This is a genomic window from Bacteroides difficilis (genome assembly GCF_048319815.1).
Lineage (GTDB): Bacteria > Bacteroidota > Bacteroidia > Bacteroidales > Bacteroidaceae > Bacteroides > Bacteroides zhangwenhongii.
The window spans coordinates 180,191-199,518 of record NZ_CP182814.1; the positions used below are offsets into that span (position 1 = coordinate 180,191).

The following is a 19,328-nucleotide window of genomic DNA, read 5'->3' on the forward strand; positions in this document are numbered from 1 at the left end:
TCTTGCTCTTCTTCTTTCATTGTTTATTCATTATTTAGAGGTTCGAGATTCATTACTTTTTTGTCGATCTTACGATAGACACTCCCCATCTCCAGCATATTCTCCAATCGGAGCAGGTCCGTGATTTCATAGACGGTCATCCCTTTCTGTGTCGTGAAGCGGATATATCCTTTCTGTCGCTGTATCTCCACTTCCTCGGGAGTCATGTGCAGGACCTCACAGATTTCCTGCAAGGTCAGGGTCAGGCTTACTTCCTTAACTGTGTAGATGTAGGTCAGGATGTTCAGCATCTGGAGACATTTGCGGTGTGATTTGACAAGTGACGCGAATTTGTTTCGTTCTATGACGATTACTTTAGCTTGATTTTCCATGTGAATTTTTATTTATGAGTTAATAGAATCAGATATGAAATCTTCGTTTAGACATTCTTCTCTCAGGAATTTATATACGTCAGAAGCCCAGAAGTAAATCTTGCCGCTGAGTTTGAAAAATGGGAGTTTCCCGGAATTACGCCAGCGGATCAGTGTCCGGTCGCATACTTTCAGCATCAGGCGCATATCCCGGCTGTCCAGCATTTGCTTGCCGTTGAAACTGGTTACTGCTTCCAGAGCCGTTTCCAGCTTGGCAATCAGTTTTCGTTGTTCCTCAAAGTTGTCCTTTATCATTGCTTTGAGTATCTCAATATCATTTCTGTTCTCTTCCATAAAATATTCCTTTGTTCCAATGGGTTATTTTTCTTTCTTCGGTTGCAAAGTTTTCAAAATTGGGCATGAAAAAATAGGGCTGACGGTAACCGCCAGCCCCATATTTTCCTTGTAACTCGCTTAGTATCAATGTGGATTTTCAGAATATTTTTTCTTCATCAAGGTAGAAAGGGGAATACACGCAATTCTCCTTCTTAAAAAAGAAACTGATAGAATAACAGAGAATATCGGATAAAAAAGGGCTGACAATTAATTGTCAACCCTTCTATAAATATGTTATGATTAACTTGGAAGCATCAAAAACATTGCTTACCTTTGTGTTACAGAGATATTTGAAATTATGCAGAGCAATGCAATGTGTAGCTGAACTTCCACTACTATATCGTTACCTGCATCTTTATAAAAACACTTTTAATCGCTGATTTATAAAAGATTAAAACGAACTACACGCTTTTCCGTAGAAAAACACAATATTTCAATAAGATGCGCAAAGACAACGTAACCATGCTAAAAATCAAATGGTTATAAAACATCTTTTTTAAGCGAAGCCGGAAAAGGAAGCAATAAAAAGCATATTTGGACGGGAGTTCAGGGTGGGTGGTGAGGATTGACAAGGAAGCGCAGGAGTATTACGCTCAGTTGACCGCTTTCTATCAACAATTCCGACGCATCGGGAATAACTATAACCAATGTGTGAAGAGCATCCACACTATCTATGGTGAGAAGAAAGCCCTCGCCTTCTTTCACAAGTTGGCCGAGGAAACTCGTAAGTTGGAAGACCTCTGCAAGCAGATTATCACCCTGACAACGGAGTACGAAAAGAATTATCTCACGAAAAAAGAGTAATCCGATGGTCCCGAACATCAGTTCCGGCAGCTCCTTCTACGGAGTGACTGCCTACAATACAATTAAGACAGACGACGGAACAGAAAAGGTTCTCTAACATCCCCGGATCGCTGCGGACAAGTATGGAAACGTACCGAAAAACTGCGTACAGGCGTTTGAGCCTTACACGGTACTCAATACGCACGTTAGGAAGTCTGTTATCCATATCTCGCTGAACCCATCCCCGAAAGACATTCTTTCCGAAGAACAGCTTATGGCATTAGCCTGTGAGTTCATGGAGAAGTTCGATTACGGGAATCAATCCTATATCGTCTGGTTGCACGAAGACATCAACCGCAAACACCTGCACATCGTGTCGGTACGCATCAACGAGAAAGGTATCAAGATAGATCATAACAAGGAGGCTATTCGTGCGCAGAAAATCTGTTGTGAAATGGAAGTCCACCATGGTCTACATCCGACTATAAGCGGAAAAGGAGAAAAAGAATTACTCCATTTGCAAAAGGTGGATTATCCCAAAGGCAAGGTGAAAGAGCAGGTGAAGCACGCCGCCTGTACCTTATTGGAGTGTTATAACGTCCATTTGCTTTCGGAGTACAATACGCTTTTGAACCTCTACAATGTAACCGCCTACGAGGTACGGGGAAATGTGAATGGCAAGGAGTATCATAGTATCATGTACGGTGCGTTGAGCGATAAGGGAAACAGGTCAGCACGCCTTTCGAATCCAGTATCTCACTATGGAGCATACTGGGAATGGCGGGCGAAAGCAGCTTCTCGATGGAATTTACTTTTGAGAGAATGCTGCTAAGTAAATGGGGAATCTGTCCGTCTCCTTTGGTTCTTCTGTTATTCATGATGACTTGTATTTATTGTTTTCATCGTGCGATATTACAGCGTTCTTTATGAAGCTATTGGTTAATCGACCGTTGAGCAACCGCAAAAAATGACATTGACCGTAAAAAATAGTCGGAGAGCTTGATCCGACTATTCTGAATTTTCTTTAATGTAATTATTATAATTTGCAAAAGCAGTTATACTTCTTTTGTTGATTCACTGGTAAGTATCTTTATGTATTCAGCAAGAACATATTTTACATATATATGATTGTGGTGAATCCAATAAATCAGGAATAGTAAATCTAGGAATAATGAGGTTATGAGCCACGCTCTGCCAATCTTGTCAAGTACAAACGTAATGAAGATTGTAAACAACAACTGACTCCCGAACAAGTTGCGAGTTAGAATCGAAGTATATTGGAAACTTTCTACTTCAGAGCGATCAATCTTCTGTTTAGCAGTTTGCAACACTTTACCACAGGCTTTATTTGTCACATCATTTGCAAGTTTTTTATCAATCTTGATTGTATCAATATCTGCTAATGGATAGAGCTTACATCCTGTAAGAATCGTCTTCGAAGGCCTCCTGCCACCAAAAAAATACCATCCGTGTTCCAAACTAGCTAATAAACATTCAATTATGTATCCTACCACAAACCCCACAAATGGGAGCAATAACACTATTACAGCAGCACAGTCCTTGATAAACGTTTGCACCTTATCCAGTCCTATCACACCATTGAATGTTAGCGTGACAAATAGCAAGATTATTAAATATAGCCCTGGTATCACCATACGTAATATTTCTTGGAGCCTATAGGTCATATTGAATAGTCTTTTTTAATATATATTGATCTTAGTTTACCTCGCGATACAATACAGGACTGCATATCGTTACCTGTCATCTCACAAACCTCGCAAGAATGCAATCCTCGATAGGTATACATGAAACGGGAAGAGAGTTCAGCAACCGTATGATATTTCACTTTCCCATAACGATCACATATATTCACAACATCGCCAGCTTCAAAAAAACCTTTAATACCAATAACACCAACAAGAAAAATATTGGCCGCCTTTTGAGCCTTACGAATGGCTCCATCATCAAGATATATAAAACCTTTAGGTTTGTTATAGTCTAAATAGTAATTCCATAAGATTTTATTTGCAGAGCGCCCCCTTGCTTCATTTTTGTCAAACCCAAGTTCGGAATTCATTTTTGCATAAACATTTTCAAACTTAGTATCCTTTAGTACCTTATTAAACACTTGTCGCGCATTGGAGGTTTTAAATCTAATAAAAAGCCTCTGCACCTCAAACATTGTCAAGTTGCACTCTATTTGGGATCCAACGGTAGAATCTATCATCTGAGCTATATTGAGAGCTTTCGCCAAATCCTCTGGAGGAAAGACTTTAATAGTTTCTTTACTAAAAATATTTTCCCATTTCAGCATAATACGAGTACTCTGCAATTCATCTACTTTCTTGTATAGAATACGCAATCTATCAATAAAAGCATTGCTGCTAGAAATTGGTTTATACAAACTTTCTACCATATCTTTTAAAGGCAAAAGGGTACTTGCTTCAGCAATAAAGTCGTAAGATCGAGTGTTTAGTATCTTCTTATATAGTGATACCTTTGCGTCATAATCTATACTACTAATATCTGTAGTAGAAATCAAATGTTTGTAGATAGAAAGTGCTACATTTGAGTGTCGATATACTAATCCTGTTAAAATCTTTATGCCATCAAGTATATAGTTATGTGCAACATAGTTAAATACCTCTTGAGCTATCAGTTGTATGGCCGCATCATTAAGGTAAATTTTTGATAGAACTTCTTCAATAATAGGGTGAACAAAACGGAATGAACTGTTCAACGTGCCCATACGCATAACCCTATAACCATCTTGCATCTCTATTACACTAGACAAGTTAGCATATTGAAAAGCCATTTTATTATGTTGAAGTTGTTTCTGGACCTCTTCATAGCATTGACGGCATACATTTGAAGAATAGCCAGAGAGAAAATATACTGTGTACAGCCATATTAATTCTGGTACAGAAAGTTGTTTTATACCTTCTGAATATGGAACCGACAAATCATTATTTGTATAGGAATCAATACGGCGTTCCAATTCATAGGCTGTAGGAAGAGTACGTGTATCCTTTAATATATTGAAGATAGAATATGGAGTCAACAATTTTCTAGCATGTATATTTTTGATGAAAATATTCTTTAAATTTCGCGACAAGCGCCACGAATTGTATCTTTTATGATATACTTCGATTATTTTCACCAAATCTTCCTCTGAATAGGAAGGTTTTCTTATGTTTAGATCTGATGTATATTCATTGTATTCATCTTTATTTAATGTTTCTTTGGTAAATTGTTCGAAAATCTCACGCCTTGATGTCACTATAAGCTTCGAATGGCTCTGCATTATACGATTGAGCAATGGTAGAAACAAGGACTTTATTTCACTGCTTTTTTCAAAAAGTGTTCTACCAAAAGGGTCTTCGAGATATAGTATCTCACGTTCGCTAGGAACATATTCTGAGAGCTTTGCTATCTGATCCTCTCGCTCCTCCTTTTTAAGGCTTGAAATCCATCGAATTTCGTATCCTTCTTGAAAATATTCATACAGTATACGAACTGCAGTATAAGTTTTTCCTATACCAGGATCACCAATGATCATAACTACATTCCGGTCTTTAAGTGAATTCTTGATTTCATCATATTCTTTGGGAGCAACAAAAATGCTATCAATATCACGAAAGACATCTGAACTATGTCCCAATTTATTAATAAACTTATCCTGTTTACGGTTTTCATCCGTATCAAATTTATGCAGTTTAAGATTAATGCCATTATGCAGACCTCTACCTTTTACAGGTTTCTTGCTTGTAATATCAAAGTCAAAGATAGCATAGCTTTGAGAATCTTTTAATTCAAAAAGTTTTGTTTCAGGTTTAGAATCAGTCAATCTTTCAGATTTTAAATCATCCTGATATTCACGTTCAGTCAATCCGATTAAGGCACTTTTCCCATCTGCAAATCCATGACCAGCAAAATTAGAGTACAATATATAAAGACCATGCTGTGACTCAATTATATCAGAATGCATAAGTTGATGATAATCATTAGAATGTCCATGGAAAGAAGGTACCAACAGAAAGTCTAAATCATACGACTTAAGTTGGGACTTAAGCTTGGTGTTCATGAAGTCTGCGCAGATAGTGACAGCAAAATTACCTATGCTAGTATTAGTAAATACAATGGCATTTTTACCGGGAATTACACTCTTACCTGGTAAAGGAGATTCTTCATGAGGAGATGGTGTCATCTTGTATATATCCACCACATTCTCTGGGCAAATCATGGTACCTATAGAATAGATCCCTTCGTTTTCTTTCTTATAACGAGTACCTGCAAACACAAACATATTACCTTGACGAGCAATCTTTGTAATTTCTCCTATTAACAACTGGGGAATAGACAACTCTGGAAACACAATAATATTTACATTATTATTTAGGGCTACATTCATGAGATTTAATACAATATGCCTAATTTCAAGACTATTCCTTATTATTAACAAACGTCCATCTTGATCAAAAGAAAAATCTTGAAACTTCATCTGGCATACCATTGCTCGTACCCACTGTGGTTTGGGTTGAGCCATATCTATTTCTTTTATTATATATGATTCTTCTTGTTTCATAGTATTCACTGATGAAAATATGTTCTATACACAATTTTCATGCAATATTCGCAATATTTATCGACATATACAAGCTATTTGTGTGGAATTCAGTCAATAGCAGTGAAAACACTCTAAGGTTTGATATCGTTCTAAAATTTTATGATTTGAAGATGAACACTTTTTATTTAAATACCAGACTAATTGGTATTGACAAGGAAAACCTAATGTCGTAAATGAACAGTTATCAATTCTGCCCACATTGGTGTATATAATATTAATATATGTGTAAATATCACTAGTGTCCTATTAAAATTTAAAACCCATCTTTTAAAGGTGTAAATCTGACTATTTCTTCATTACCTCATAAAAGAAATCTGCCATTTCACTATAAGTATGTTCACGTCCTTCCTTTAATTTAGATAATATAGATTTTTCTGAATTTTCAATTGCTTTATCAAGATCCCCTCCATTAGCAAGCAAGAAATTATGTAATCCTCTGCATTTTCTGCTCAAAAAATCCTCGGTCTTTTCATAACTACAAATTCGCTCCAATTCCTTTGCCAATTCATTTGAGTTATTGAATTGTTGAGTCGTATATTTGAAATGATATAAGAACCATATTTCCAAACAGCGCTCGTTCTCAAAAAAACGTATTAGACTTTCTGTTCCCTGCCGCTTTTTGATGATCGTTTTTTGATGATATTTTGTTTTTAGTCTTAAATAGTTCTCTCGATTACGCCCTTCTTTCTTATTATCCATATCAATTAGACAGAATATCATATTATATCCATCATTAATGCATTGTTCTATGCGACGTTCCAATTCAGCCATGCTAGTGGCATGGTTTGGAACAACAGGTTTCACTTGTGCATGAATAACACCTTCTAATGACTTCAAATAATACTTTTCAGTCGGTCCTTCACCAATAACAGCTATTGTAGTTTTTGTTTTCCGCGTTTTCATATCACTTCCTTAAAAAATGGAACCTAATTCCGGTTTAGCACCAAGTTTCCCAGTCTTGTATGCTTTATAAAGAGATAAATTCTTGTGCAATCCAAATTCAGAAGCACAATAAAGTTCAGTAGATGCATCCTCCTTGGATTTCTCGGTAAACCAAACCATATCCCGACGTATAAATTCTTCGTCCAATAACTGCTGGTCTTGCGTAGTGAACAATATTTGAGAATTGGCTGTATTCATCATAAATGTCGTCAGAAAATGTAGTAAAAGATCATAATGCAAATTACTTTCTATTTCATCAAAACTATATATATGATCTTCACGCAACATATTGAACATGCATTCCTGTAGCTGAAAATAGCGTAATGTCCCCAATGATTGGTCAATAGAAGATAAAGTAAAATCAGATCCGTCTATGGTGTGATGTGTAAAAAACACATCTTTGCCACTTTGTATTCTTGCTTCATTGTCAATACTTATATTAGAAATATTAAAATCAGCCTTTCGCATAGCCGATATAAAATAATCTTTCTTCTCTTTATTATCAATCAACTGTTGGGCAATATCCAAAAGAGTATTTCCCTTCATACCATGCACATACCGTACAATCCAGTTATAGGTATCACGGAATATCTTTGCATCTTCATTTAGAGATACTTTTGCGAAAGTAGACAGTACAGTATGGTTATTCAAAGTATTGTCCACTATTGTTTTTTTACTTTTCAAATGTAAACCAACTGTACGACCAAATTCAATATCCGGTACCACATCTTCATGGACAAACTTCCGACTATAAAATAAAGATAATACTCCATTAGGAGCATATTCCATTTTCTCAGAAATGATATAGCGGTTATTATACTCCACTGAATAGTCGTATCGTACTTGCCCTATATAAAAGGACACGGACAATCGGGTATTTTTATACTTATCCAAAGCAAACGGATAAAAAGGTATAGCCTGCAGCTTATTGGTATAGGGAGAAACCAACATTCTCCATATTGTTTCATAGGCATAGAGAATATTACTCTTCCCAGAAGCATTAGCCCCATAAAGTATAAGCATACGATTTAACCGCATCCCCGGTTTGATTTCGACAGTCAATAACTCATGAGAGGTCTTGTCTTTGGTAGCCTCGAAAGATAACACCTGCTCTTTTCGTATTGACATGAAATTTTCTATACTGAGTTCTCTAATCATACATTCACCCTTTTATTTCGTAACTTTCCTACAAAAATAACAAATCATCTGCATAAAAAATACTTTTCTTGCTATTATTTCACTTTTTTATCTTTTGGGATAATTTCGTATCATCACCGGTTGATTAATTCCATTCTTTATGAAAAGAGCTGACTTTCTATGACAATAAGTGACACTATAACCTAAATCATGCAAATACGCCCTATCTTGCATCAAAATTATGGTGCAACTAAAAAAATATCATTATTATGGAAGTCATTTACATTGAAACCAAACTGTTTGAAAAAATGATGAATCAATTCAACGCTTTTACAAAACAAGTAGATTCGCTTTGTCAAAAAGTCAATGTCAAAAATCTTAGTGCATGAATGGATAGCCAAGATGTATGTTTGAGATTGAATATTTCTCCCCGGACATTACAAACCCTAAGAGATAACGGTAAATTACCTTATTCACAAATTCAGCACAAGATTTTCTATAAACCGGAGGATGTAGAGGCATTATTGACTTTTGTAGGGCTTCAACGGAAAGAGAAAATTTTAAAATCAAAAATATAAATAGGTCATGGAAGGTATTATAATGAAAGACAACAAACAGGTTGTTGCTTTTTTCAAAGCATTGGACAGTATGCTTGTGAAAATGAACAAGATCGTAGATAATAGCCGTCCTCCATTGAATGGAGAGCGATATATTACAGATAAGGAGTTAGCCCAATGATTAAAAATTAGCAGAAGAACTTTGCAGGGGTATCGTAACAATGGAATCCTTCCTTATTATCAGTTAGGAGGGAAGATCTTGTATAAAGAATCAGATGTGGAAAAGTTATTGGAAGATAATTATCGTAAGGCTTTTCAAGAGTAGATTCTCTATCTGGTCTGAAATATTATCAAAGGCGTTCCGTATAATATTCATCTGATTATAAGAGTATTACATTCAATTAATGGCTCATAAATTAGCATATCAAATAGAAATTTCGTAACTTTGTAACATGATAGAAGGATGAATACCACTGTAAAATGCAGCAGGTAATACAGGGTGAAATCGGAGGACTTCACAAACCCGATATCTTAGAAAGGTTGATAATCAAATGGTTACAGAAGCATAATATAAAGTGTTCGAGCCCCAGGCGGATCACCAAGAAGCTGGACAAAACCAGACAAAAAAAAGACAACTCCTACAATATCAAGGTATTGTAGGAGTTTTTTCTTTGTATAAAGTCCGTGACCGAAGACACGAAAAGGTCACAAAAAGACATACTTTCGTGACCAATTCGTGACCTGTCCGACCTTTCGGATTTTAGGTCACGGAATGTCTGAAATTGGCGGTTTGTTGTCTTGATTTGTCCGTACTGCAAATATCTCATTTTCAGTTTATCAATTTAATTTTGTAACTAAAAAAAGAGATTATGAGAAGTACTTTCAAGCTACTCTATTTCGTCAAACGAAATGCAGTAAAGAAGAACGGCAACGTACCGATTATCGCACGTATCACCATTGACCAAGTTGTAGCCCAGTTCAATACCAAGCTGGAAATAAATCCGGCTCACTGGAGCGTGAAGTTAGGCAAGGTTTCCGGCAGAACCGCAGAAGCCGTACATATCAATTCCATGTTGGAGAGTATTCGCAGCACGGTACACCAACATTACCATGCGTTAATGGCGCAGGACGGATATGTGACGGCAGAACTGGTAAAGAACGCCTTTTTAGGTAAGATTGCAAGGGAACGGACTTTGATAGAGTTCTTTAAACAGCACAATGAACAATACTTGGAGAAAGTGAAGATGAATACCGCAGACAAGACCTATTCACGTTACGAACTGACAAAGAAACGGCTTGTTGAATTCATGAAGTTCAAGTATTCGGTTTCCGATATACTGATTAAAGACATTAATGTGGTGTTCATTGAGGACTTTTTGCTGTATATCAAAAACAACTACGGGTGCAGCCACAATACGGCGATGAAGTTCGTGCAACGCTTTCGCACGGTGGTAAACTTTGCCAAGAATACGGGTTTAGTGACTGCCGACCCTTTCGGTAGTTATCGGGTAAGGTTTGAGCGTACCGATAGGGATTATCTGACTATGGAAGAAATTACCACTATTTACAACCATGAGTTTAGCTCTAAACGACTGGAACAAGTACGTGATTTGTTCATTTTCAGTTGTTATACGGCACTTTCCTACATTGATGTATGCGAGTTAAGGCAGGAGGACATTCGTACCGGATTTGACGGCAATTTGTGGATTATGCGCAAAAGGCACAAAACGAATGTTACATCTACCGTCCGATTGCTGGATATACCCAAAGCCATATTGGAAAAGTACAAAGACCAGTTACCGAACGGTAAGATTTTGCCCATTATCAGCAATCAGAAAATGAATGATTACTTGAAAGAAATTGCAGCCATTTGTGGAATTGAAAAGACCTTGACCTACCATGTTGCACGCCATTCGTGCGCCACTTCGGTGTTGCTCGCAAACGGTGTTCCTATTGAAACGGTATCTAAGATTTTAGGTCATACCAACATCAGGACTACTCAAATCTATGCGAGGATTACCGATTTGAAAATAAGTAACGATATGGAAATGTTGATTCAAAGATTAAATAAGAACTAAAAAAATGGGGTGTGTTTTTTGCACCCCATTTTTGACAACAAACCTTAATGTTCAAGAAAAATAAGCCCTAACTCATCAACGTATTTACGAAGCACATAAGGGAATTCTTTCATATAACCCCAATAATCCTTTTTCCCAAGCATATCCCTCATTAAAGGATGTTGGAATGTAAAATCAATCATTTCTTGAAAATTTTCAATCGCTTCTAATTTCGTATCTTTATTACTTCGCGACTTCAGTATTGCCAAAAGTTCTTTTCCGCTGTCGTATATCCATGGAAAATCCCTTTTTAATTGACTTAAAATTATTAAAAATCCAAATGGATTTTTTCTTCCCCTATTGCTTACATGGATTAATTCTTCTAAAAACATGGGTTGAAATCTTCTTGCTGTTCGTTTCAACTCCAGCTCAGAATTTCTTTCTGTTCTTTCTATTTGTTCTTGTGCCAAAAGTTTTAATTGTTCCAAACTTTCATATAATTTAGGGTCTGTAGTCCTCAAAAGTTTTTGGTTATTACGAGATAAATCCAAAATTTCTTCTAATATTTCAGAATAAGCAGGTGATAAATCTTTTGGGGAATCTGTTGCCTCTGTTTCATCTTGAATACCTTTTATCTTATTTAATTCTTCTTCTAATGTTGGATACCAAACTTCAAAAGCCTTATTAAGCATGGCTTCAGGAATACTAGCTTCCCCACAAGCTTTATTAAGGCTTTTCAATAATTTATGAATATCTTCTTTTTGAAATATAGTTGATTGAAATTGCAAAATAGGCCCGTCAACTTCTGACCTCTTAATATCAAACAAGAAAGGACTAACAAATGACTTATCCATTGTTTTGGATAAAGCACCAGCCTCAAAAGACAACCACGGAGCATTTATATTATCTTTAGTTACACATAAAATTCCAAATGTGGAGTTTTCTAACTCTGTTGCAATATCTGTACTCCATCTTGCACCTTTGTCTATGTCTTCTGATGAGACATATGGCTTTATTGATTGAATAACAGAAGGCAACCAATCACGAAAGACTAATGCTACATGATGACTCTTATTCCCGGACCAACTTATAAAAACTTTCATAAAACAATATTTTTCTTTAAGGTGATAATAGCAAATATACACACTTATTTGCTATTACACAAAATACTTAAGAAATATCGTTGAAATCATGTTATCGTCAGATAACAGCAAGGTGTGATTTGTGGCACACAAATCTGTTTTCCGTGCCGCAAAAACACCTTGGGCAAATTCACTCCAAAGTCGTGTTGCCAATGAAAGAAAGGCATTCCCTAACTAAAGATTTTCGCTCGTCGGGACGGGTGGTCCCGCCCCTTGCCGCTGGGCGTTCCCCGACCGATGAGTTTATTTTGCAATTCTGCAATCTTGTTTTATTGAAATATTGATAGCTTGATTGATTGAAAGCAAGATTTCAATATGGCAGGATTGAATGAAAACAATATAACACTGGCGAAAAGAAAAATAGAAACCTGTCATTTACTATCATCTTCGTCCATTCGTTTGACTAAGCAGTCTTGTAAACGACTAAGATATGCCGTCCGGTCTTTCTTCCGTTCTTTCATGGCAATATAAGCGGCATAATAATCGCCTAACTCCACTTGGAATACCGTACCGAGAAAGTTCATCATCTCTTTTATTTCCACGTTGCCATTGTTAATGTCACCCGAAGAAACAAGAGAATACCCCAGTTCTATTAGAAAGACCTTTTTACCCGTGAAACGAAAAGGATATTTCAGACACTTTTGCAGGTTGTCTTCTACTTGGGCGTTGGTTTCCAATTTTACCAGTCTTTTGTTCAGATAGATACGCAGCATTTCATTGGCTATGATTTTAGCCACCTTATAATCATATCCGGTGGAGAAATTCGGGTCTTTATCGAATTGTGCGCTATCGGTACATAGGCGTAAATCAGACTTTCCACGAACAAAATAATATTCATCATACAATGTCGAATGAGAGCGATAATATTGGTAAAAGTCCAAGTTACGGTTAAAGAAGTAGGTCAGGTTATCCAATTCTTTATTGATATAGTTTCTGATTACATCATTACTACCATTGGGGCATTGTGTTTCTATCCGATAAATCTTATAGAAGAATAGCAGCCTGCCAAGAATTTCCGGTTTCTGTGTTTTGAAGAATGTAATTTCATCCTCTTTGGCTGGAAAAGAATAAGTTTGCAGTTTTGCTTTTAAATCATTGAGAACCGCCTGCAAACGATGTACCATTGAAAGAGAATTTTCGACAATATCATAACCATAGAGGTCTATCTCGTCAATCTCTACATCTATTTCTGATAAAATGTTTTCTAAAAGCTCTTTCATCTTTTCAAAATCTATAATTATCAATCAAATATTTCTCTTATTCGAGATAAGAGAAAGCCGGATATGGACGATATAGAATAGAACACATTCTTAGCATTATGACTTTCTAATGTTTCGCTTTGTGAAATACTCCATGCGGCAGACAAACATTTCACATTCGCTTTCTGACATTCTTTTATATCCGAAACCGTATCTCCGATATACACGATTTCATCTGCTGACAAATGATAAGTATGCAGCAATTCTTCCAACGCTTCCGACTTGACGTTTCTTTCCGCATTTCCGATAACGACCTTTGCAAAGCAGCTTTCCATACTGAATTGCCGCAGTGTTATATCGCAACTTTTCGCTCCCTTACCGGTAATAAGCACTACTATAATGCCCTTTTGCTTCAATAAGGTTATCAGTTCACGTATTCCCTCAAAAGGTTTCGGACACATTGTTTTATGTAATGTTTCATAGATTACATAAAAATCGTGCAACGCTTGTTGCTGGTATGCTTCATCAACCACACATCTTATCATGCCTTCTTCATTCAGTCCAAATGTCTGTACTACTTCCTCATCCGACAATTCACGTCCGGCATAGGGTTGTGTGGCTTCCTTAAAAGCCTGTATGCACATCGGCAAGGTATCACCTATTGTACCGTCCAAATCAAAAGCGACTAATTTAATCATGGCTATACGAAGTATTGATTTCCCGAATTACCCTACATGGATTTCCTATGGCAAGACTATTTGACGGAATGGATTTAGTGACAACACTTCCCGCCCCGATGACACTTCCCCGACCAATGGAAACACCCGGCAGGATGATAACACCGCCACCAATCCAGCAGCCATCCTCAATGGTTACGGGCAAAGCATACGTGTGGCGAATATATTCTATACCATTTTGTTTTTCTACAGGTTCTAAGCGTTCGTTCAGTTCCACCGGATGAGTAGCCGTATAGATTTGTACATTTGGAGCTATCAATACATTGTTTCCGATTATGATTTTGTTGCAATCCACAAAGGTACATCCGGTGTTTATGCTGACATTGCTTCCTATACGGATATTACAGCCATAATCACATATAAAAGAATGCCCTACCGAAACCTTTTCGCCAACGCTTTCAAACATTTCTTTCAATAACGCATACTTTTCCTCTTTGCAATCATACGGCAATGAATTGTATTTCAGCAACAATTCATGCGTCTTTCTTTTAAACTCCATAAATACGGGAGCATGACAATCGTACCATTCGCCCGACAAGCATTTTTCCAATTCTGTTTTCATACCTACTCATGATAAAAGTTACTACTATTTTTCTATTTGTGGCAAAGTTATACATATTCATGAAATAAAATCTGTATTCTTTTTCTCTTTATTTGTATCTTTACACCTGAATAGCAGATTACATAAAATGAAAAGGGAAAATCTACACCAACCGTTTGAAATCAGTTTCAGTGAACTGGACGAGTCGCAATTAAAGGAGCATGACCATACGTTCTTTGAATTGGTCTATATACTATCAGGAACAGGTGTTCAATGGATAAATAATAATAGGTTTCCTTATCATGACGGGCATCTTTTTATGATTACTCCCGGTGATATACATTCTTTCGACATTCATACTACCACAAAGTTTGTTTATATAAAATTCAATGACATCTATATTCATTCGGCAGTCTTCGGTGTGGAGAATATCCAGCGGTTAGAGTTTATACTACAACACGCCAACCATCGCCCCGGCTGCATCTTACGCAACCAAACCGACAAATTGCTGGTAAAACCTATGATAGAAGCGATTATTCGTGAATACTTGAACAAAAAGATATATAGCAGTGAAATTATTACGCAGCTAATCAATACAATCGTGATTGTTGTCGCCCGTAACATTGCTTTGTTCTTGCCTGAACAGATAGACGAAAATTCAGAAGAAAAGTCACTGAACATATTGCAATACATCCAGTCGAATATTTGCTATCCTGAGAAGATAAAAGCCAAAACGATAAGCCAACATTTCGGCATTTCCCCCAATTATCTTGGAAGATATTTCAAAAAACAGACCAATGAAACTATGCAGCAATATATCTTCAACTATAAAATGCAAATGGTGGAAAGCCGTCTTCTGCACAGCGAAATGAGAATTAGTGAAATAGTAGAAGAACTTGGATTTACAGATGAAAGCCATTTGAACAAGCTATTCAAGAAATACAAAGATTGCAATCCAACAGATTTTAGGAAGAAGTATCGGAGTTAATAAGGCTATTTTTTTAGTGCAAGGTGCAAGTATATATCTATATATATAGCTTGCACCTTGCACTAACCTTAGAATGTTTATTTTCAACGGTTTGCATAATCCAAAAATAATGCGTACATTTGAACCCAAGATGTTGGCAGACAGACACCGGACAACAGCAGACAGTTTTTAAGGACTAAAGCGTGACGGATGCAAAGCCGAAATTTCTGAAAGCACTGATATTGAGGAAGAAATAACGCTTGGTTCATGACCCAGGCGGATCACAGAAAACAAAAGAAAAATCAAGCAAATCCCTGATAATCAGATATTATCAGGGATTTCTTTTTTCTGGCAGGTAGCAGAAAATAGCCGTTTCAAGCATATTATCGGTGGATAAATCGTGGGACTAAAATTTAGTTCTAAAAAGTCCCACGAATTTGCATCTTTCTCACTGATTCATAGCATTTTGCATAGACTTACTTTGGAAGAGAATACATAGTTTTGTAACTTAAAAAACGATGTAAAAATGGCTCGAAAATCATTTTCTGTTTTGTTCTTTATCAAAAAAGCCAAGTTATTAAAGAACGGAGAAGCACCTGTGTGCATGAGAATCACTGTAAACGGCTGTATGGTAGATATTTCTATCAAAAGAAGTTGTCCCGTAAACCTATGGAATCAAGCAAAAGAGAATTCAAAAGGAAAAGACCGTATGTCGGTGGAACTGAACCACTACTTAGAAATCACACGCTCACGCATACACCAAATTTATAGGGAACTGGAAACTTCCGACAAGGTTATCACCGTTGATCTTGTGAGAAAACTGTATTATGGTGTGGATGAAGAAAGCAAAACCCTTTTGCAAGTATTCAGAGAACACAACGAACAAAGTCGTAAGCTGATCGGCAAAGACTTTGTTAGTAAAACCGTTCAACGGTATGAAACCACTACCCGATATTTGGAGGAATTCATTAAGAAAGAATATCAGCTATCGGATATTGCTCTAAACAACTTGGAAGCTAATTTTATTTCTAAGTTCGATGCTTTTTTGAAGATTGAAAAAGGTTGTGCGCAGAACTCTGCTATCACCCGATTGAAGAATTTGAAGAAGATTATCCGCATTGCTTTAGAAAACGACTGGATAAAGAAAGAGCCGTTTGCTTATTACCGCTTCAAACTGGAAGAAACCGATCCTGAATTTCTGACAATGGACGAGATTAAAATCATTCTCGCTAAAGAGTTCACAATTAAACGAGTAGAACAGGTACGTGACGTTTTTGTCTTTTGCATTTTTACTGGCTTGGCGTTCAGCGATGTGAAAGATTTATCACCTGAACACTTGGTAAAAGACAACAAAGGGGAACTTTGGATAAGGAAGAACCGCCAAAAGACCAAAATCATGTGTAACATTCCTGTGTTACCTGTGGCAGCTTCCATACTTGATAAATATAAGGATGTGGCAGAGTGTACCGGAAAACTTTTACCTGTATTGTGTAATCAACGCATGAACAGTTATTTGAAGGAGATTGCCGATGTGTGCGGAATTCATAAAAATCTTAGCACACATACCGCCCGTCATAGCTATGCCACAAGCATTTGCCTTGCAAATGGCGTGAGTATGGAGAATGTAGCAAAGATGTTGGGACACGCAGATACAAACGTAACAAAACATTATGCACGAGTATTGGATCAGAATATTTTCAAGGATATGCAAAAAGTAAATAGCTGTCTGTCGGAATTAGCTATATAATAAAGGTAGTAGCCAATATAGAAAAAGGATTGGGAAGAATGAATTTCATTTTCTCAATCCTTTTTTAAGGTAAGTTTTTCAAAACTTAATATGAAGTATTGACAAAGGTAAGTTCCGTATTCAGTCTGTTCAAGTCCGAGCCTTCGGTTTGAATAAAAATCTTCCTCTCCATTTCATTCCGAGCGTATTTTTATCCAAAGACTTGCACAGACTAAATACTTCACTGGAAAAATCAATGATTCAAATTAAATTCCGAAAAACAATGTTTTGGGCTTGGCAGGTTACTCTTTCCAACTTTCAAAGTAGTGCTTTTGAAGCAGTTTATCAATATCACTCTGACGGTAGATGATTTTACCTTTTATCTGGATAAAGGGGATTAGCCCTGTATCTCGCCATTCTTGCAGGGTTCGCAAACTGACATTCAGTTTCTTGGAAACTTCATTGTTAGAAAGAAAACGCTCCCCGTTCAGGTGGGTTTATAATGCTTGACTATAGATTCAATACCGTTCAGCATCGAATCAAGCGAAGAAATAAACTCTTTAACTTGCGGGGTATCTTTATTTATTAGTTCCATGATTGAAAGATTGTTTTATTGAAATATTGATTTCAAGATGGCTAGATAGCTGGCTAGTTACGCAGATAGTCACCCAGCGATGAAATGCTAAGTACATCTTTTGCCGAATCATAATCTACATAGAGCCGTTTGGATGCAGTGGCAATAAAATACTGGCTACCATCTTGTTGTATCTCATAAGTAGCGGGTGAAGCCTGTTTGGTAGTTTCCGATACATATATAATAGAAAGAAGGTACTCTTTATCATTCCGATAGATGATAACCGTAGGATTCAGATTAATGCTTTCCCATGTGCCAACAATGGAAAACAGGTTGAAAAACAGATAATCTTTTTTAATTCTTTTCATAAGACGTGGGGTGTTTGGGTGATTGATTTTGCGTTTCACTGTCTGCAATAATTCTTTCAATATCGGAAGGCTTATAATAAATCTTACTACCAATTTGAGAATAAGCCAATCTTCCGCTACTTCTGTAATACTGCAAAGTTCGCTTACTAACGCCTAACAACAGGCACACTTCCTGACTATCCAGCCAGTTTTCGACTTTCTGGGTATGAGTGCTGCACAAACTTTCTATCCGTTTGGCAAACTCCGTGAACCTCTCGCAGACATACGAAAAGGTTTTCTTTTCAATAGTTACTACTTCCATACTTTCAATTTTAAAAGGTTTATAAAACGTGTCGATTTTATTTTCATCGGCAAATAAAAGAAGAATCATGAGCCGTTTTCAAAACTGTCCGAAAGTGGCGAAGTAAAGTTCTTAATGACTTAATATGTACTTATCGTGGCAACATAATACAATGATTTATAGACCAAATACTCATTGATTTAGGCAGATCATATAGAAACAAAGAAAAATAAACCGATATTTCTTTGTCAATTCAAAAATAACGCTTATGTTTGCAGTGACCAATAACAACAAAATAGTCACACAGTATGGCAAAAGCATTTGATGACAACGAAAGAAAGCTTATAAAGGATAAACTCAAAGAAGGAGCTTTGCTATTTATCCAGCAACAAGGGGTACGTAAAACTTCTGTAGATGAGCTTGTTAAATATGCCAATATTTCTAAAGGAGCATTTTATCTATTCTATACATCAAAAGAACTTCTTTTTTTCGATACAATAATAGACTATCATAAGAAATTGGAAAAAGAATTTCTTAATGCCATAAATAAGCATACCAATAATATTACGGTTGATACATTGACAAATATTATATCTGACTTGCTAATCAACAACAAACCATACTTTGTATCTATCTTCGTTAATAGTGATGTGGAATATCTAAATAGAAAGCTCCCTCAAGAAGTACTTTCAAAACACGTAGATGATGATGTCATGCTAGCAAACGAACTACTGAAATTTATTCCAGAAAGTAAATCAATTGATACAAAAGTATTTGCAGGGGCTTTAAGAGCTGCATTCTTGACTATTCTAAACGAGAAAACAATTGGAACAGATATTTACAATGAAGTTTTCAAGTTTATAGTTAGGGGAATAGTACAGCAACTATTTAAAGACTAATCCAATACAACAAGATTATATAATATCAACTGACTATGTGCAAATA

General features: G+C 36.4%; 18 protein-coding genes and 4 pseudogenes. 8 read left to right on the forward strand and 14 right to left on the reverse strand.

The window, feature by feature from the left end:
- Positions 1-23: 23 nt before the first annotated feature.
- Together ACNOGP_RS00775 and ACNOGP_RS00780 are read right to left on the reverse strand one after the other, a co-directional pair.
- Positions 24-371, reverse strand: coding sequence for a hypothetical protein (locus ACNOGP_RS00775; protein ID WP_005680084.1), 348 nt, complete (start codon positions 369-371; stop codon positions 24-26).
- 12 nt (positions 372-383) lie between these two features.
- Positions 384-704, reverse strand: coding sequence for a helix-turn-helix domain-containing protein (locus tag ACNOGP_RS00780; RefSeq protein WP_004308054.1), 321 nt, complete (start codon positions 702-704; stop codon positions 384-386).
- A 576-nt stretch (positions 705-1,280) separates the two neighbouring features.
- On the opposite strand from ACNOGP_RS00780, the gene ACNOGP_RS00785 reads away from it, so the two are divergent.
- Both ACNOGP_RS00785 and ACNOGP_RS00790 read left to right on the forward strand, forming a co-directional pair.
- Positions 1,281-1,550 carry a hypothetical protein gene (locus ACNOGP_RS00785; RefSeq protein ID WP_418213835.1) on the forward strand — a complete coding sequence of 90 codons (270 nt, stop codon included), beginning with the start codon at positions 1,281-1,283 and terminating at the stop codon, positions 1,548-1,550.
- Positions 1,551-1,656: 106 nt separating this feature from the next.
- Positions 1,657-2,282: pseudogene (locus ACNOGP_RS00790) on the forward strand (relaxase/mobilization nuclease domain-containing protein); the annotation flags it as partial.
- Here the strand turns inward: ACNOGP_RS00790 and ACNOGP_RS00795 are convergent.
- From ACNOGP_RS00795 to ACNOGP_RS00815, 5 genes and pseudogenes are all read right to left on the reverse strand, one after another.
- A pseudogene (locus ACNOGP_RS00795) lies at positions 2,264-2,407 on the reverse strand (DNA-binding protein); the annotation flags it as partial. The pseudogenes ACNOGP_RS00790 and ACNOGP_RS00795 overlap by 19 nt on opposite strands.
- 177 nt (positions 2,408-2,584) lie before the next feature.
- Entirely contained in the window at positions 2,585-3,214 is a 630-nt protein-coding gene (locus ACNOGP_RS00800) for a hypothetical protein (RefSeq protein WP_418213836.1), read from the reverse strand.
- Positions 3,211-6,114, reverse strand: coding sequence for a PUA domain-containing protein (locus tag ACNOGP_RS00805; RefSeq protein WP_418213837.1), 2,904 nt, complete (start codon positions 6,112-6,114; stop codon positions 3,211-3,213). The genes ACNOGP_RS00800 and ACNOGP_RS00805 overlap by 4 nt, the downstream gene beginning before the upstream one ends.
- A 327-nt stretch (positions 6,115-6,441) precedes the next feature.
- Positions 6,442-7,059 carry an RloB family protein gene (locus ACNOGP_RS00810; RefSeq protein ID WP_418213838.1) on the reverse strand — a complete coding sequence of 206 codons (618 nt, stop codon included), beginning with the start codon at positions 7,057-7,059 and terminating at the stop codon, positions 6,442-6,444.
- Between the two features lie 9 nt (positions 7,060-7,068).
- Positions 7,069-8,256: an AAA family ATPase gene (locus ACNOGP_RS00815; protein ID WP_418213839.1), complete on the reverse strand. Its 1,188-nt coding sequence runs from the start codon at positions 8,254-8,256 to the stop codon at positions 7,069-7,071.
- Between the two features lie 368 nt (positions 8,257-8,624).
- Between ACNOGP_RS00815 and ACNOGP_RS00820 the strand changes: the two genes are divergently transcribed.
- From ACNOGP_RS00820 to ACNOGP_RS00830, 3 genes and pseudogenes are all read left to right on the forward strand, one after another.
- Positions 8,625-8,813 (forward strand): helix-turn-helix domain-containing protein, encoded by a 189-nt coding sequence (locus tag ACNOGP_RS00820; protein ID WP_154029881.1) that lies wholly within the window; start codon positions 8,625-8,627, stop codon positions 8,811-8,813.
- Between the two features lie 7 nt (positions 8,814-8,820).
- Positions 8,821-9,117 (forward strand): annotated as a pseudogene (locus ACNOGP_RS00825) (helix-turn-helix domain-containing protein).
- A 544-nt stretch (positions 9,118-9,661) separates the two neighbouring features.
- Entirely contained in the window at positions 9,662-10,870 is a 1,209-nt protein-coding gene (locus ACNOGP_RS00830; protein WP_270535583.1) for a site-specific integrase, read from the forward strand.
- A gap of 44 nt (positions 10,871-10,914) precedes the next feature.
- Here ACNOGP_RS00830 and ACNOGP_RS00835 read toward each other — a convergent pair whose 3' ends face one another.
- From ACNOGP_RS00835 to ACNOGP_RS00850, 4 genes are all read right to left on the reverse strand, one after another.
- A complete protein-coding gene (locus ACNOGP_RS00835) occupies positions 10,915-11,952 on the reverse strand; it encodes a TIR domain-containing protein (RefSeq protein WP_117463044.1) in 1,038 nt (345 codons plus the stop codon).
- A gap of 410 nt (positions 11,953-12,362) precedes the next feature.
- Positions 12,363-13,211 (reverse strand): RteC domain-containing protein, encoded by an 849-nt coding sequence (locus ACNOGP_RS00840; protein ID WP_418213840.1) that lies wholly within the window; start codon positions 13,209-13,211, stop codon positions 12,363-12,365.
- A gap of 20 nt (positions 13,212-13,231) precedes the next feature.
- Positions 13,232-13,888, reverse strand: coding sequence for an HAD family hydrolase (locus ACNOGP_RS00845; RefSeq protein ID WP_117463046.1), 657 nt, complete (start codon positions 13,886-13,888; stop codon positions 13,232-13,234).
- Positions 13,881-14,489, reverse strand: coding sequence for a sugar O-acetyltransferase (locus tag ACNOGP_RS00850; RefSeq protein ID WP_117463047.1), 609 nt, complete (start codon positions 14,487-14,489; stop codon positions 13,881-13,883). Before ACNOGP_RS00850 ends, ACNOGP_RS00845 begins: the two co-directional genes overlap by 8 nt.
- Before the next feature lie 127 nt (positions 14,490-14,616).
- On the opposite strand from ACNOGP_RS00850, the gene ACNOGP_RS00855 reads away from it, so the two are divergent.
- Entirely contained in the window at positions 14,617-15,456 is an 840-nt protein-coding gene (locus tag ACNOGP_RS00855; protein WP_418213841.1) for an AraC family transcriptional regulator, read from the forward strand.
- A gap of 505 nt (positions 15,457-15,961) precedes the next feature.
- A complete protein-coding gene (locus ACNOGP_RS00860) occupies positions 15,962-17,182 on the forward strand; it encodes a site-specific integrase (RefSeq protein WP_418213842.1) in 1,221 nt (406 codons plus the stop codon).
- 281 nt (positions 17,183-17,463) lie between these two features.
- Here the strand turns inward: ACNOGP_RS00860 and ACNOGP_RS00865 are convergent.
- The 3 genes and pseudogenes from ACNOGP_RS00865 to ACNOGP_RS00875 all read right to left on the reverse strand — a co-directional run bounded on the left by ACNOGP_RS00865 (position 17,464) and on the right by ACNOGP_RS00875 (position 18,404).
- A pseudogene (locus ACNOGP_RS00865) lies at positions 17,464-17,756 on the reverse strand (helix-turn-helix domain-containing protein).
- 53 nt (positions 17,757-17,809) lie between these two features.
- Positions 17,810-18,103 (reverse strand): DUF3876 domain-containing protein, encoded by a 294-nt coding sequence (locus tag ACNOGP_RS00870; RefSeq protein ID WP_032850824.1) that lies wholly within the window; start codon positions 18,101-18,103, stop codon positions 17,810-17,812.
- Positions 18,090-18,404, reverse strand: a complete 315-nt coding sequence (locus tag ACNOGP_RS00875) for a helix-turn-helix domain-containing protein (protein WP_032850825.1) — start codon at positions 18,402-18,404, stop codon at positions 18,090-18,092. Before ACNOGP_RS00875 ends, ACNOGP_RS00870 begins: the two co-directional genes overlap by 14 nt.
- 287 nt (positions 18,405-18,691) lie before the next feature.
- On the opposite strand from ACNOGP_RS00875, the gene ACNOGP_RS00880 reads away from it, so the two are divergent.
- A complete protein-coding gene (locus ACNOGP_RS00880; protein ID WP_008763842.1) occupies positions 18,692-19,282 on the forward strand; it encodes a TetR/AcrR family transcriptional regulator in 591 nt (196 codons plus the stop codon).
- Positions 19,283-19,328: the final 46 nt, after the last annotated feature.